This window comes from Oribacterium sp., assembly GCF_057249185.1.
In genome coordinates, this window is sequence record NZ_DBHIGR010000033.1 from 1 (window position 1) to 15,810 (window position 15,810).

The following is a 15,810-nucleotide window of genomic DNA, read 5'->3' on the forward strand; positions in this document are numbered from 1 at the left end:
ACAAATTCCCCTGATCATCTTCACAAAAGCAATCCAGGAGCAAAGAATGACCGTACAAATTAGGAAGGTCTTTTTGTACATACTGCTTTTTCACTTTTAAACTCTTTTTATTCATTAGAACTTGTAAAACATATTCCGTGCAAGACTTTTCCTCAAATACAAGTCTCATGAAAATATCATCCATTAAGGTGAAGGATTCTATGGTTTTGCGTTTTTCCAAGTCCTCCATATCTTTCTTGTCTGTATGATGAAAGTTTGAGTTTTTAGCTGATTGAGTCATAAAGGGAAGCTCCTTTCTGTGATAGATTTTCAGAAGATGAAAAGAATATAAAGTTAATGATTTTAGATAAATAAATCGTTTAATTTAGATTATCAGAATAAAAATAAGATAGTTAAAATGATGAGAAAAGCTTCTTTCCCTATTATAAAACAAGTATGATAAAATACCTATTATCCACATTCGGATATTATCCATTAACGGATATGAGAGCTGCAATCCAAGCTCGATTTATTCAATAAATCCTTAATTTTTATATATTCAAGGAGACCATTATGCCCATCGGAAAAATCAGTTTATGTGCCACCCCCATCGGCAATCTGGAGGACATCAGCTTTCGGGTGCTTCGCACCCTGAAAGAAGCGGATCTTATCGCCGCTGAGGATACCAGAAACTCCATCAAGCTTTTAAATCATTTTGAGATTAAAACTCCCATGACCGCCTACCATGAGTTTAATAAGGTGGAAAAGGCAAGGGAATTAATTGCACAATGCTTAGAGGGAAAACATATTGCCCTAATTACCGATGCGGGAACCCCCTGTATCTCCGACCCGGGAGAAGAACTGGTAAAACAGGCAGTTGAGCAAGGAATCCCTGTAGAAAGTCTTCCGGGAGCTGCTGCCTTCGTGCTGACCTTAAGCCTTTCCGCCCTCTCTACCAGACGCTTTTGCTTCGAAGCCTTTCTTCCCACAGAAAAGGCCAACAAAAAAGAGCGGCAACGACTACTCTCCCAATTAAAGGACGAGGAACGAACAATCCTTCTCTATGAGGCTCCCCATCATTTGCGAAAAACCTTGGAAGACCTTAGAGAAGCCTTCGGGGAAAATAGAAAAATTACCCTAGCAAGAGAGCTAACCAAAAAGTATGAAGAACTTCTTTATCTTGACTTAGACCGAGCAATAGAGAGATATCAGGAAGAAGAACCCAGAGGAGAATTTGCTCTTGCTATAGAAGGAAAGTCTTTAGAAAAGAAAAAGGAAGAGGCTAAGGCCCAATGGGAAGAGCTGTCCATGGAAGAACACTTGCAGGAATACCTGGATAAGGGACTGTCAGAAAAGGAAGCTATGAAAATGGTGGCGAAGGATAGGGGCATCGGAAAAAGAGAGGTGTACCAATATTTAAAGGCCGGTGACTAGAATTTCTAAAAATCATCTAAAAAACAGATAGCTCACTGGCAATTTATTCTTTTTCCCTGTAGACTGGGCTGTGCAACATAATGAGACTAGAAAGGAAAGAAAAATGATTAGTGCAAGAAACCATTTTCATGGAATTGTAAAGGAAATTCGTAAGGGTGCCGTAAACGGTATCGTAAAGCTGGAAACTCCCGGGGGAAACCGTGTCAGCTCCACCATCTCTATGGAAGCTATCGAGGATTTAAAGCTTGCCGAAGGCAAGAAGGCTTGTATCTTCGTAAAAGCTACCGAAGTAATGCTGGCTAACGATAATCTGAAAATTTCCGCAAGAAATCAGTGGAAAGGTACTGTAAAGGAGATTAAGGAAGGCGCAGTGAACGCCATCGTGAAGCTGGAGATTGAGGAAGGCGTAACCATCACTTCCACCATCTCTTTAGAGGCTGTTAAAGATCTTGGCTTAACAGTAGGGGCCAAGGCCGTTGCCATTGTGAAGTCTACCTCCGTAATGCTTGGAGAAGAATAAAACGAGGCTATAAAAAACGAATATTAAAAACTATTTTTTATGCAGTATAGGTCTGAAAAAGGGGTAGTCTGAGCCCGCCGGTACTTGCGAAAAACAAGAGAAACGCAGTTTTTCGCTTAGTACCGATGTGTGGCGAAGCTAGCGAGAGCGTGCCCCGACTTCAGACCTATACTGCATAATTAACTTTTCAATATTTTTTATAGTCTCGTTTTATATCATCCAAAGGTAGAGGTAGACAAACAAGGGCATGGTCACAATCGCTACCAGCGTGGTAAAGATATTAATACAGCTGGCATATTCCGCATCCTGCTCATAGATAATGGCAAACTGATTCACACTGGTTCCGCTGGGGGCAATGGCACTGAGATAGGTCACCAGAAAAATCTCCTTCTCCATGGGAAGAAGACTTGCTATATGGCCAAGCTTAAAAAAGAGCAATAAGCAGATTGGAAAGAAAACCATACGCAAAAAAGTCACAAAAAACAATCTCTTGTTCTGAAAAAATCGAGCAACAGGCATTTTTGCCAAAACCATACCGGTGACCATCATGCTGACCGGGCCAATCATTCCTCCTATATCTTTGATGGCCTGTCCCAAGGGTCTGGGAAGGTCAATCCGAAAACTGAAGCAAAGAAAGCCAAAAATGATTGCTAAAATATTGGGATTTTTTAAAAATCCGGAGAGCTTTTTTAAAATAGAAGCTTCTCCGACATTTTCCGTAATCGTATCTGCAAAGTCCCCTTTCTTTCCCGCCTTCTTTAGCTGTTTTTTAAACAGGGATATTCCGTGAGTCCAGAGCAGGATATTATATACGCCGATATAGGCGGTAATATAAATCAAATACTCTTCTCCCAAAGCATAGGCTACAATCGGGATAATGATATTACCGCAGTTACTATAGATCACTGCGGTTTTCTCCACTACTGTCATGGGCAATATCTTATCCAATAAAAAGATAAAAAGGGTAAAAAAGCCCTGTATTCCCAGTGCCAATACTCCGCAGAGGAAAAAGGCTCTTTGCCGTTCCGGCGTAACCTCTACCGTAAAGGCATGGAAAAGCACACAGGGGGAAATCAAATACAAGCATAGCTTGGACAGGGTTTGGCTGTCTTCCTTCTTTAAAATATCTTTTTTGACCAAAGCAAAGCCCGCAAAGAGCATCAAAAACAAGGCGATGATTTTTTCAATTAATGCCAATCCCATTCCGTCTACCTTCCTTCGCTATCTATCTTTTTTATCGCTTTCCTTTTCTATTGCTTTTCTTCTATCTTTCTTTCTATCTTTTTTTCTATCTTTTTTCTGTCTCGGTCTGTCTCTTTACAGTTCGATTTTTTATTCTCTTCCACCATAAAACCCAAGCTTTCGAACGTCAAGTATAAAAAAAGTGTATCCGCGGAATCCTTTCCATAATACAGGATACCTCGAATACACTTTTTACTTTGCACTATTCCCTTTAAAGCTTTTAACTTTAAGCTTTTTGCTTTAAACTTTTTGCTTTAAATAGAACGCTTATCGGAATACTCTTTTCTCTTCCGCGCTCTTACTCTTCTTCTCTTTCTCTCCATCTTCTTTCTTTCCCATAAGCTATAGGCACAAAGAAGCAAAAGGCTGGAGCCGAAGAGTCCGAAATTCAGAACCATAGTGGACATATCTCCGGTTGCTATCGCTCTTCCGTATTTGTCCACCCTTCCCTTTCGGATGGCAGCCAAATACTCTCCGATGATTTGCAATTCTTCCAAATCTTCCTGTGAGAAATCTCGGTTTTGTCCAAGAATTTCTCCCAGTCTCTGGGCTAAATCGTCTCTGCTGTAACCGCTTCCGATTTCTCCCTTCTTCTTTTTCTTTGGATCCAATCGAACAATACGATTCTTTAAGACCTGACTGTTTCCTCCTGAAGGAATGGGAATACCGTATTTTTCAATATAGCGACGAACTTCTCCCGGAAGGATATCCACTGGTACATAAATAGGATTTCCGTTACGATCCAGCCCTATAAAAAGTAATCTCTTTCCCGGATCTCCGGGAATAGGCTTATTGGGGTTTTGATTATAAGGATTTCGCTTATCGTTAACAATCGTATCTCCCGGACGAATAGAAGGTTTAAAGCCATTCTTCTTTCCTCCGATACCGCCTATGCCTCCTCCTCGTTTTTCCTTCTCATAAAGCAACCATTGGAAGCCGGTTTTTTCCATTAGGGCAAAACCTTCTCCCAAAACACCGTCCTTTCCAAGAAGATGATAGAGGCCATCCTTATCCTTAAGATATAGTTCTTCTTCAATACTATAAGCTCCTGCAAATTTCGGTCTTGTGGGAATTCTGTGGTTTCTTCCATAAGAGATAATTACCGCTCCCTCATCAGAAGGCTGGAAAACCAGAGCTTCCGTGGGATCCTGGTACTTTTCTTCCTTGGTCACATTCAAAAGAGCATAGCGTTGCGCACGGGTAAGGTTTTTGAAGCGCAAGTTTCCGAAATCATCATTTTCCTGCACAGAGAGTAAAACATACTTTTTCCCTTCAATGCTGATTTCCGGCTTAGCCTCTCTATCCTTGAAGCTGTCTCTGCTAATGATGCTGTCTTCCTCGGAAAACTCTCCCTTCACAAGCTTTTCCATAGCCCAGTCCTTTTCTACATAGAGGGCATAGCTCTGCTTGTTGATGTCCTCTTTTCTGGTCTTAAAGTCTGTGGTATGGAAGGAGAAATCCGCCTTCTTCAGCCCGTACTGCAAATGATAGCCGTCCGTAGCCTTCGTTGCTTTTTCAATGTCGGAAGAGGATACCACTTCCAGACGACTTTCCCCATCGGTGAGAGAAAGCTTATAGAAAGCCGTTTTCTCTTCCTCAAAGTCCACATTTCCTTCTTCCGGAAGTTTTTCTCCAAGGCTTACCGCCTTCAGATAATACTCTCCCTTGGGAAGTCCGTGGAGACGTAAGGTTCCCTCCTGATAAAGCCTGTTTTTCTGCATCAGATATCCCTTTTTGGAGGAATCCAAGTTTTCCGGCTTTCCTAAAAGAGTCTTTACAACACCGTCTGTAATCTCCTCCTCTTTCCCGTTGACCACCAGTTTTCCGCTGAAGGCATTCTTGCCTGCCGCATCCTTATAGAGCATAAATTCCACTCCCGGAAGGACAGCATTTTCAGACCTTCCTGCCTCTTCATGCTGTACTCTTGTGGAAATCTGGAATGCGGTTCTCTCTCTGGGAAGCTCTAAAACATTGTCCTTCACAAAGTAAATCTGAGAATCGTCTCCCTTCTTTACCACAAAATTGTCCTGGTTATCAATTTGGAAATGCAGTTCTTTCATGGGATGGAGAGACGCGGGAAGGTTCTCCGCCGGCAGGATGCTGTAATCCTCTCCTGCCACCAAATCTCCTGCCACGGTAAATCCTCCGTTTTCGTCGGTGGTATAAGTTTTTTCACTCACCGCCGTTTCTCCCTTGAAAAGACCCTTGATTTTCACCTTAAGACCCTTCAGCTTTTCTTCGTTTTCCCAAAGCTCTCGCTTTTTGTCCTTCTCCTGATAACTGAGAAGGGGGTCAATGCCGTAGTGGTTGAAACGAACCCCGGTCACTCTATCCACCTGAGTAGTTTCCTTCTCCAGTTCCTTTGCGGAAAAACGGAAGGGACCGTAGACCTTTTGATCCAGTCGATAACCTCTGGGTTCCTTTACTTCCTTCACATAATAGTCCTGATACCATTCCAGGTTGGAAAAGCTTAGGCGACCTTCTTCATTACTTTCCTTCACCAAAGGCTTTCCGCTATCGTCCTTTGCAGGATTTTTTCCCTTTTCATCCAAATAAAGTCCATACTGTGCTCCGGACAGTTTCTCTCCGGTATGCTCCGCTTCCTTTACAAGATTTAAGATTCCCGGAATTCTGGTATTTTTCGCAAATCCCGCCTTTTCCCTGTTGGCTGTTTCAGGAAGTCCTGCCTCTGCTTCCAAAACGCTTTCCAGAGAACGGGCAAGCACTGCTTTTCCATCCTCCTTCGGGCGAACCGCAAAGAAGTACTTTTTCTTCTCCTGTCCGGATTGCTCCGTTTCGATGCTGTAGCCTGTAGGCGCCTTGGTCTCCACGAAGTAGTAAAGTCCCACGGGTAGTCCCTGAGAAAGAGGCTTATTTTCATAAGCAAGATTCTGCTTATTGCCTCCATTCTTCGTGGACAGCTTTCCGGATTCGTCTGTCGTAAAGTCTCCCAGATACAGGTCATTTTCCGGCTTTCTCAGCACAAGATTCGGGTACAAGTCGGCAATCTTTCCGCCCTGCTCCAAAGCCTCCGCCTTGTCCGCCTTTCCACTGTCCTTTACCTGATAGAGGGCAAATGTAGCCTTCTCCAAAGCCTTTTCATCGATTCTGTCAAGCTTTGTCAAGCTTCCTTCTGCAAGAATTCGCTTTGCCTTCACCATCAGACTTCTATCCGCCCGTTTTTCCAACGTAATACCGTGGCTTTCCACCGCTTCGATGCTCTTTCCATCCTTAGACAGACTAAAAAGTGCATAGTCTGTTGTTGCATTTTTTTGATAAAGAATGGACTGAGCCGTTCTTTCCAAACGGTAATACTCTCCTGCCACCGGCTTCTCCAGGGTTTTTTCCGTATTTTCCCCATTATCCCAGGAAAATGCGGGACTCTCTTCCTTTTTGCTTCCATCTCTGTTGGCAAGATACAGCTTATAGGAGGAATGAGACACCGGAAAAGCATTTTGATCCTCTTCCGAAATTAAGATTCGGGTAGGATTATCCTTTAAAATCAGCTTTGCTCCATCAGAGGTATAAAAACCTGCCTCCGGTGAATTGTTCGCCGGTTGCTTCAATTCCAGATTTCCGCTATTGGCATCAATCGTAAATGGAATTGCAGGGCCCTTTTCATAGCCTCTTGGAGGGACTTCCTCGCTAAAGCGATACTCCACTCCGGTCTTTAAGACACCTAGTAAACCACCCTCCTTCTTCATTTCCTCTTCCGTAAGAAGAATATAGGACTCGTTTCCGGCGCTGTGCAAGGTATAGCGGGAAGAAGTATCCCTACTTTGCAGGAAGTCATCCGTCTTTCCTGTAATACGGAATTTTGCCCCCTTCAGGGCATCTCCTGTCAGAACATTTCCTTCCCCATCCCTCTTTTCAAAGGAGAAGACTGTGGGGTAATTCCGAAGAACCACTCTATCCCCGTCCTTTTCTCCCTGATAGTTCAGGGTACTGCTGCTTACGGGGGTGCCGTTAGGGGTTTTCTCACGCTCTACATTAAAGATAATACGATTGCTGAGCAGATATCCTGTCTCCGTATCAATTTCTTCCAAAGCATACTGTCCCCAGGGTAGGCCGTTTAACTGCAGGCTTCCCTCATAAGTAAAGCCTCCCTGTCCGTCCGGTACTGCCACTGCAGGAGCGGTTTCCACCTCTGCGCTTTCCCCAAAGCCGATACCGGCAGGATACTCGTATACGCCGGCTTCTCCGTCTACCTTCACCATAGGGAATTCCTTAAAGTAATCTCCCTTCATCTCCGGATCCGGATTAATATAAAACTTAAATTTTGTCTTATAACCGGTCTTATCTCCCTTTCCTTTGGCCACATAGGAAACCTTAGGAAGACGAGGATTTTCTTCCTCGTAAATCTTCTTAATCTCTGCGGAACCGGTTTTGTACTCCTCCCTCTCTCTAAAATTATAGAAAGCATCGGAAATTTCTTTTCCCTCATAAATCGGTTTGATTTCTCGCCTTCCCGCTTCCTCCTTATAGGGTCCGAAAATTCTTCTATCTTTTTTATAACCTGTAGGAGCTTCCATCTCCATCAGGTAGTAAATATTTTCTGTAGGAAAATTTGAATCATATGCCTCACCAGAAAAACGCACCTGTCCTTTTGCATCGGTAACCCCATAGTCATGGGCCATACCCAAAAGGGCATCCTTACTTGCCGTTTTCAAAAAGGGTAAGTATTTTTCTTCAAAAAGTCCAAACTCCGCTCCTGCCAGGGGAAGACTTACCTTGTTATCTGCAAGGGAATCCTTCTTATTAATGACATAGCGCACCTTCTTGGAGCCGGTGGAATAGTCAAAGGACTGGGCCTTTATCGACTTTTTCGCAATAGAATCCGGGGCTCCGGAAGCCTTTTTCACATATACCACATTTTCAAAGGGTGGTGTCGTATTTTCAATATCCGCCGTAATATCCGTGGAATAAGCCAGAACATAGGTATCGGTAGTGGAATTTTTTAAAGTGATTTCCAGCTCCGTCACCAGGTCATGCTGGTCATCAAAGTGGCGAAGTCGCTTGGCTTCCCACTCCGTATCCGGCACTAGTGTGGCATTGTTGGGATCATTTACATCTCCATTAATCTCTATAGAATGATCCTGATGCTTTACTCTATAGAGCTTAATGGACTTCATATCCAGGAATAGCCCTTTGGGAATCTTATCCAGCAGTACGGTTCCTCCCGTAATATTTCCGCCCAGAGGATTAATCAGCACCTTCCAGTTCATAACACCCTGATAGCGGGAACCTGCCTTACCCTGTTCTCCCTCCTTGACCAAGATCTTATTGGGAATCACCTGGGTTTTTCCGGTTCCTGAGGCTGTTGCGTCATGAACAATCGGATTTCCGCCATTTAAATAGGTGGGGAAGCTGGTAGAGGTGATGGTCACTCTATTGGTGGTGCTGATGGTAGCTTCCTGTAAATTAAGCCCTGCCGCATTGGTATTTTCAAAAAGAACATCCTGCCCTTCCTGATTCAGATAAACATAAATATCCATGTACAGGGTATCATTTAAAGGATTTTGTAAGTTCAGTTCCACCCTCTTCGCCACATTATCTACCGTCAGCTCACTGCCGGATACAATCTGTTCCGCAGTTCCGCTTCCTATTCTTGCCAGTGTGGGATATTTGCTGTCCGATACCGTGGTAATGGTAAAATACTTGGAATCCAAAGGCTGTGTCTGCCCGTTGGGCTTTTGGTATTTAAAGATATTTTGCAGGTCATCCTGTAATACAAAGTTCTTCAAATCTTCCATACGACTGGCATTTGCCGTAATTTGGAAACGGAAATAGGCACGCTTCTGCTCATCATCGTAAAAGCTTTGCACCGTTTTTCTCAGCATATCCGGGCTCATTTTCTGAGGCTCCGCCACAGACCTCACCGTCTTAAAGGGGTTTATATCCTCCTTATGGGTATAGAGGGATAGGGTGGCATTACTACCAAAAGACTGAGTTCCATCTTTTCTCGTCATATAGTACAGTGCCTTGGAATCGTGATTCCAGGACAGTAAGCCAATATCAAAACGCTCTTCTACAGGAACTGCGTTGTTTCGGATTACGGTTAATTCCACATTTCCCCCTGCCGGAGCTCCGGTGCTGGGAAGATAGGTCAGGTTTAAGGTAGCAATAGGAGTAACCCCGTCGCTTGCCATAATGGTTTCCGTCTGTGTTTGATTCACAAGCTTGTCTCTACTTGCCTTATCCACAAATAGGTTAGAGGCGGAAGCCCCTTCTCCATAGCGAAGATTTAGGCTGTTAAATTCATGATACTGTCCATTGTTAATAACAAGCTTTAATTTTTCATAATTTTCCTTGGTGGTGGCCTTTACCCTCCAGTTTAACAGAGCCTTTCTGGAATCCGTTCCTGTTCCCTTAATTTCCAGGAAAATGGACTTAAAGGGGGCGGAAATGGTTGGGGTTTCATTAAAGAGTTCCTCGGAAATTCCGCTGCCTACCCCGTCCCCTGTGGGATAGGTGGCTACCACCTGGGCCTTGTTCCCAATGCTTGTGTCTGTGCCGCTTCCCTGTAAAGGAAAGTCTTCCGCAACAAGCGTATCAAATTCGATACTGTAGGGCTCCTTAAAGCGAGTGCCGAAGGCAAGGGTCAAGGTATCTCCCCCATTAGGGCCTGTGCCCTTACTATAGTCATAGGATACATCATTAACGTCTCCAAAGCCTCTTCCCGCCAGATTCACATGATTGTTATTGGGCTTTAAAACGGTGGCCTCTCTATCTCCATAGCGAATGGTGATTCCCTTGCTCTCATCTAAAGTAAGGCCCTTCCCCAGATTATCCAATACTCTGGCTTGATAGGCTGCCGCTCTGTTGTTATTAAAGTCCATTTTCCAACGGACACGATTTCCGCTAACCTGTGTTCCGCTCTTATTTAAGCTAATCTTCGGAATCGTGGTTAAGGCAAAGGTAGATCTTTTGCTCGTATCCTTGGGAAGACGAGCTTCACTTTTATGACTTAAGCTCACGTTATTTCTAAGGGTAGTGGCATTTTTATCCTTATATACCTCTCCCCGAATGCCGGTAACGATCCGAATCGTCTGAGGAGCACGAATCACTTCTCCGCTCTCCGGGAAGGTATAGCTGTAGGTGCTCATACCACTTCCGCCTCCCGAAGCTTCCGTCATTTGGAGAGTCATATCCTGACCGGTTAAGGGATCTTTCTTTCCCAACCAGGTAGCCGATTTAAAGACCTGATGGTTGCTTGGAAAACTGTCGGTAACTGTTAAACCGTTTAAGGCAACACCGGGAGAATCCTCTCCCACAGTAATATTCCATGCCACCTGTCCCTTGGCAGGCTGTGCATCCGCCACCTTCTTTACCCCGGAAATCACGGATGGCAGGGGTGGAAGAATGATTTTATAATTTTGCTCCGGCAGGGAAATCTCTACAGGATTATCCGTCTTTTCCGTAAGCTTAGTAGAGTCCAGGCTAAAATCCAAGGTGATGATTCCTTTAATCTCCCCATAAGCGGAAAGCTCAAAATCCTGTAAGAATTCCACTTCCAGCTCCCAATTCTTGGTGGCAGAATTCTCCCGGATGGTAAATTTATAGAATTTTTTAGCGGGATATCCGGTATTGTAATAGGTACCGGCTCCTTTTGCCCGTAAAATAGACGGGAAGCTGAAGAGAATTTTTTCTCCATTTTTTACGGTAAAACTGTCTCCCGGTCTTACAAAGCGGATATCCATATGTAAGTTTTCCACTTCATAGGGAGAGTAATTCTCATTTAATTTCCAGCTAACGGTATTTCCTTCTTTTCCAACTTGCTGAAAATCCTTTTGTCCTCCCCTGTTCTTTAGCTGTACATTGATGTTATTTAAAGTAAATTTTACATCATTTAAAATATGATCTGTGGCATTGACCTCTCCTTTATAAATTCCAATGGTGGAGAAGCTATCCAGACTAAACTGAATTCGTTCTTTCTTGCTGAAGAAGGCCTTGTTTTCCTTAACCTCCAAATCCTCCACAAGAATATCTTCCTTTTGCAGGTTCGGAATCTCTAAGCTGTTGATTCCCTCCTGCTTTTTTTCCTGCTTAATAGGAAGATGGGTTACCTGCAGCTTTCCCTCTCCCTCCAAAGCTTCCTGAAGAGTAAAATTAATCTTTACACTGCCCTTTTCCGGCTGAACCTCTTCCCAATCTCCGGTTTTTTCTTCCTTAAGGAAAAAACCTACATCATAAAGTCTAAGGTCATGAAGTACAAAGCCCTCTTCCCCGGCACTTTCCCCATTCTCTGTATCTTGTTTCCCTTCGTTTTTTGCTTCCAGTAAAGCCTCTTTATAAGCCCGGTACTGCTCTTTTCTTTCCTCCTCTAAAATCGGACGAACCAAAAATACAACGCCCTTCGGCAGACTTTCCGGATATTCCAGCTCGGCATTTACGCTAATCTCCTCATCCTTATATTGAAATTGCTTTTTCTCGTTTCTTTCGATGGTAGAGTAGGACAAAGTAGGAAGTGTTTCCCCTTCCGTTTCTTCACTCTCCGCTCCCTTAGCACTTTCTTTTACTGAAAATCCTTCCTGCTCATTCGCTTCCCTGCTTTGAACCGCAAGATTTTCCCGGGATTCTCCTGTTTCTTCAGTGGTTCCTGCATCAGTGGTGCTTGCTTCAACTTTGGAAGCTGCTTCGGCTTCTCCCTGTGCTACAGTCTCCTCCCTATTCTCCTCTCCGTTTTCCCGGCTCAATCCGGTGGATTCCTCGGAAGATATCCCTTCCTCCGTAGCCTGCCCATTCAAAACGGAACTATCCCCTACAAGTCTTGAGCTTTCTCCCACAGCGGTAAAGCTCTGTAAGCTGATAGACACGGCCAAAAATAGTGCTAAAAAGCGCTTCATAAATACTCCCTTCAACAGACATTCCTCTTAAATACCTGTTTCCTTCCGTCTTTTCCTCCGGAAAGTCTTCCGCATTACATTTTTACCGAATGTCCTTTCTAAATCGCCTAATTTGGTTCTTGATATTTAATTTTTACACAATATGTCTATCTAATATCGTCATTTTCTTTGAATTTATAACAACGGGAGGGGACTTCCTTTGCTCTAATTTTTACAAGGAAATATCTCCTCCCCTGCCTGCAATACTTCTTAAGAACGAAAAAAGCAGAAGGTGAGCGCCTTCTGCTTTCTTCCCGTCTTGTGGACGGACACTTAAGTTGAGTCTATTTATTTCAGGAGATTTCCCTTGTGCCGTGCTTATGGTCAGGAGGACACGAACACAGGGCAGTTATGAAGTTTACAAACCAGGTATTTGCAAATTCACAACAGTTAGTTTTATCTAACTGACGTAATAATACACTTTGAATTCCTAGTTGTCAACAGGAAATTTGATTTTTTTCAAAAAAATTTTCTTCACGCTATTTCAGCATATTTCTCCCATGGAAAATCCCGAAATTCCCGGCTTATAGCCCAAAGCAATACTAAAGTAATCCTAAAGCAATAGTCTCCCCGGAAGAAAAAAGCAGCCCGGCAAATCCTGCCAAACTGCTCCTCTTTTCTTCTTAAAAATTCCTATCCGTTCTGTGATGCTTCCTGTGTCTCCAAATACTCTCTTAAAACATCGTTTAAATCTTCCGTCAAATCTTCCACGTTAATGCCATGGAGTTCGCAAGCTTCTTCCAAAGACTCTGCGCTGGATGCGGAACAGGATACACAGCCTAAGCCGTTTTGCATGAGAAACGGTGCAATCAGCTCATTTAAAGCCAGAATATCACCGATTTTCATATCCTTGGTAATTTCGTCCATAGCCTTCCTCCTTCTTTTCTTAAGAATTGGCAGCTACCAGTATATCACATCTGCTTTACTTTGTAAGGGATTTAAACTGTCTGTAATTTCTCCAATGCAGAATTGGGAATCAAACATTCCATATGTTCCTGATAATAGGCCTCACTGGCCATATTACCGTGTAATCTCTCTCCGTATTCCAGCAAAAGATTTGCCACGCGATTTAGCGTTTCCATATCTTCATTCTTACTATGTATAGAAAGGTAAAATTCCTTCTTATCCACGTCTTTATAAAGGCTATTGTTTCCTAAATCCATGCCATGAACTGCTTTCGCCGCATCAATCACTCTGTCTAAGCTCTGAAAACGGTATAAGCGAAGCCCTTCTTCTTTCTTTTCCTGCTGTCTAGTCTCCGTCTGAGAAGCATCTAACTCCTCATCACTGTTGTCTTCTGTCTCCTTCAACTGTTTCATCAGTCCGTGAGCGCCTTCAAGAATCTGGGTGGCCAGTTCTGAAATCCAGCCATTTTGTCCGTTGCTTGCGGTGGAAAATTTTGAAAAACGTGTATCTAATTCTTCCGGATCATCCACCTTAGAAATAATGAGCTGAACCGCACCGCCCTGTAAAGGGATAGCCTCTATCATCAGAGGGGTGTTGTCCATTGCAAATCCCACTTCTTCCTTTGCCTTCAACATCATTTCATTAAAGAGCTGCTTGGCAGCCTGCGAGCCATAGGTCATATCCCTTAGATTTATATTTCTTGAAGATAAATCCAAACTGGATAAAGTACACTTGATGGAGTTGTCATCAATTTTCTCGATTTTCATGGCTCCTCCTTCTCCAAAATAAACTTCTTTTACCCTTACTGAAAAAAAGTTTATCGGTGTGTTTATCATACTATTTTATCGGTACTTTTGCAATTTGAATTACCCATTTTCAGAAATATTTAAGATGATAACATGTATAAAAATCATTTATAAAATAGTGAAATAAATATTTTTTATTATAATGGAATAGCGATAAATATTTTTTAAATTCACTATATAGCTGATTTATAAGCCCAAAATCGGTATTCTGTATACAAGCATCGAAAGGAATTTTATCGGAAAGTAATCTATGGAAAAACTTTGCGAATACAAATTTCCCTTTCTTTGTAACCCGAAGAGGAAAACTACAGTCTTCTATAATGAGCAAACTTTCTCCGGCAAAGACTTGCCCGAGAGTATTATAGTACATTTCCAGAAAGTAGGTCTTCTATGATAAAAAAACAATTTGGGATTTTTCTTATTGGCTTAAGTCTTCTTGCCGTAGCCTGTGGAAATAAAGGGACTTCCCCCAAAAAGGAAAGCACCGCTGCAGTCGCTGAGACTACACAAGCTAATGACGTCTCCGTAGCGGAAACTAAACAAGGCAATGAGGTTTCCGTAACAGAGACTAAACAAGGCAATGACGTTTCCGACAGTCTTACGCCTGTAAGTAAGGCAAAGCTCTCCTTAACATATTCCAATCTGGTGGATCAGGAAAGTAGAGACCGGGTTACCACTGCTTTAAAAAATGCAGGTTTGAAGGACGAGAAAATCAAAGCATTTTTTGCCGCCGTGGATGAATATAACAATGCGGTGGGAAAGGACAAGCTTGTACAGAAAATGACCACCATTGACAAGGCATTTCCAAGCTTGGATACGGATAAGCTGGTGGATGCCTGGTTAGATAAAGGGGGATATGTAGGTAGAAACTGTAGAATTACCGCTTATTCTTTGATGGGGGATTTCATTACCGTAGGCAATCAGACTCCCGGAGACACCACTATGCTCTTTTCCGATTTTGGTGCGATTTCCGCAAAAAATATTTTCACCGGAGAAGATAAGAAGAAATTCGACACCCTATTCTCCTATATTGACGTAACAAATACGAAGGACAGCAAGGTTTTGGCGGAGGAAATTCAGAAATCCTGGAAGGAAAAAGAAATCTCTTTCCATAATGACAAGATGCATATGATTTCCGTCTTTATGACCATGGATGACGGCAAGAATAAGGTGCAGGAATTTGTAGGCCATGTGGGGGTTCTGGTTCAGGACGGAGACAAATATCTCTTTATTGAAAAGCTGGCCTTTGAGCTCCCCTATCAGGTGGATGAATTTAACAACCTTCAAGAGGTCAATGACTATTTAATGGGCTACTATGACCAGGATGCCGACGGTTTAAGTGCCAAACCCCTGATTTTTGAAGATGACCATGTACTAAAGGAATATCGGGTAGTAGAATAAGATGGAAACTACAGGAAGATGCTCCTGAAAATGAATATAGAAGCAAGTACAGATTGATTCCTGGAAATCCGGCTTAAGACACGAACGAATCCGGCAATTTAGTAGCCCTCCTGAAGGGAATCATATAATAAGGAGAACCCATGAAAATAAAGAAAACACAAATCAGCTTTTTCCCCTCCCTGTTGCTTTGTGTTTTCTTTTTGCTTACGCTCAGCTTCTGTACAAAGGCTGAAAGCCCCAAACAGGACTATGGGGTGTTTCTTGGAATTGGCGGGAATACCGGAAAAGAGGAGAAGGATGAAGAAACCCTTCAAAAGCTGAAAAACTACCGTATGGTGGTTCTGGAGCCTTCTAACTTTAGTCCCGAGCAGATTCGGAAAATCAAGGCAGAGGGCACAAAGGTTTACGGCTATCTAAACATCGGCGCCCTGGAAAATTTCCGCCCTTATTATGAGGATTTTAAAAAGTATAGTCTGGCACCCTATGAAAATTGGGAGGAAGAATACTGGATGGATGTCAGCAATCCACAGTGGCAGGATTTTCTGATTAACAGCTTAGGAAAACAATATGCCGCCATGGGATTAGACGGTTTTTTTCTGGATAACACAGACATTTACTACCAATATCCCAAAGAGGA

At 43.0% G+C, this 15,810-nt stretch carries 8 protein-coding genes and 1 pseudogene; 4 read left to right on the forward strand and 5 right to left on the reverse strand.

Annotated features, from left to right (window positions below):
* Positions 1-280, reverse strand: a pseudogene (locus ACO4PX_RS03280) (hypothetical protein); the annotation flags it as partial.
* Positions 281-552: 272 nt separating this feature from the next.
* On the opposite strand from ACO4PX_RS03280, the gene rsmI reads away from it, so the two are divergent.
* Complete coding sequence (gene rsmI, locus ACO4PX_RS03285) at positions 553-1,413, forward strand: 16S rRNA (cytidine(1402)-2'-O)-methyltransferase (protein ID WP_183684558.1); 861 nt, start codon at positions 553-555, stop codon at positions 1,411-1,413.
* A 103-nt stretch (positions 1,414-1,516) separates the two neighbouring features.
* The gene (locus ACO4PX_RS03290) at positions 1,517-1,933 is read left to right on the forward strand and encodes a TOBE domain-containing protein (protein WP_314344344.1); all 417 of its coding nucleotides are present in this window, start codon (positions 1,517-1,519) and stop codon (positions 1,931-1,933) included.
* 210 nt (positions 1,934-2,143) lie between these two features.
* On the opposite strand, the gene ACO4PX_RS03295 is transcribed toward ACO4PX_RS03290, so the two are convergent.
* The 4 genes from ACO4PX_RS03295 to ACO4PX_RS03310 form a co-directional block, all read right to left on the reverse strand.
* Entirely contained in the window at positions 2,144-3,136 is a 993-nt protein-coding gene (locus ACO4PX_RS03295; protein ID WP_485571412.1) for an AEC family transporter, read from the reverse strand.
* Positions 3,137-3,429: 293 nt separating this feature from the next.
* Entirely contained in the window at positions 3,430-12,021 is an 8,592-nt protein-coding gene (locus tag ACO4PX_RS03300; RefSeq protein ID WP_485571413.1) for an MSCRAMM family protein, read from the reverse strand.
* 672 nt (positions 12,022-12,693) lie between these two features.
* Positions 12,694-12,927, reverse strand: a complete 234-nt coding sequence (locus ACO4PX_RS03305; protein WP_183684562.1) for a DUF1858 domain-containing protein — start codon at positions 12,925-12,927, stop codon at positions 12,694-12,696.
* Between the two features lie 71 nt (positions 12,928-12,998).
* On the reverse strand, positions 12,999-13,733 hold the full coding sequence (locus ACO4PX_RS03310) for an adaptor protein MecA (RefSeq protein ID WP_183684563.1): 735 nt from the start codon (positions 13,731-13,733) through the stop codon (positions 12,999-13,001).
* A 429-nt stretch (positions 13,734-14,162) separates the two neighbouring features.
* Between ACO4PX_RS03310 and ACO4PX_RS03315 the strand changes: the two genes are divergently transcribed.
* Both ACO4PX_RS03315 and ACO4PX_RS03320 read left to right on the forward strand, forming a co-directional pair.
* Positions 14,163-15,173 (forward strand): DUF4300 family protein, encoded by a 1,011-nt coding sequence (locus ACO4PX_RS03315; protein ID WP_485571415.1) that lies wholly within the window; start codon positions 14,163-14,165, stop codon positions 15,171-15,173.
* Between the two features lie 140 nt (positions 15,174-15,313).
* Positions 15,314-15,810 (forward strand): endo alpha-1,4 polygalactosaminidase (locus ACO4PX_RS03320; protein ID WP_485571417.1); only part of this gene is annotated, 497 nt, incomplete at its 3' end.

Coding starts and splice junctions, on each gene's coding strand:
- rsmI (WP_183684558.1), top strand. CDS start 553: ATGCCCATCGGAAAAATCAGTTTATGTGCCACCCCCATCGGCAATCTG.
- ACO4PX_RS03290 (WP_314344344.1), top strand. CDS start 1,517: ATGATTAGTGCAAGAAACCATTTTCATGGAATTGTAAAGGAAATTCGT.
- ACO4PX_RS03295 (WP_485571412.1), bottom strand. CDS start 3,136: ATGGGATTGGCATTAATTGAAAAAATCATCGCCTTGTTTTTGATGCTC.
- ACO4PX_RS03300 (WP_485571413.1), bottom strand. CDS start 12,021: ATGAAGCGCTTTTTAGCACTATTTTTGGCCGTGTCTATCAGCTTACAG.
- ACO4PX_RS03305 (WP_183684562.1), bottom strand. CDS start 12,927: ATGGACGAAATTACCAAGGATATGAAAATCGGTGATATTCTGGCTTTA.
- ACO4PX_RS03310 (WP_183684563.1), bottom strand. CDS start 13,733: ATGAAAATCGAGAAAATTGATGACAACTCCATCAAGTGTACTTTATCC.
- ACO4PX_RS03315 (WP_485571415.1), top strand. CDS start 14,163: ATGATAAAAAAACAATTTGGGATTTTTCTTATTGGCTTAAGTCTTCTT.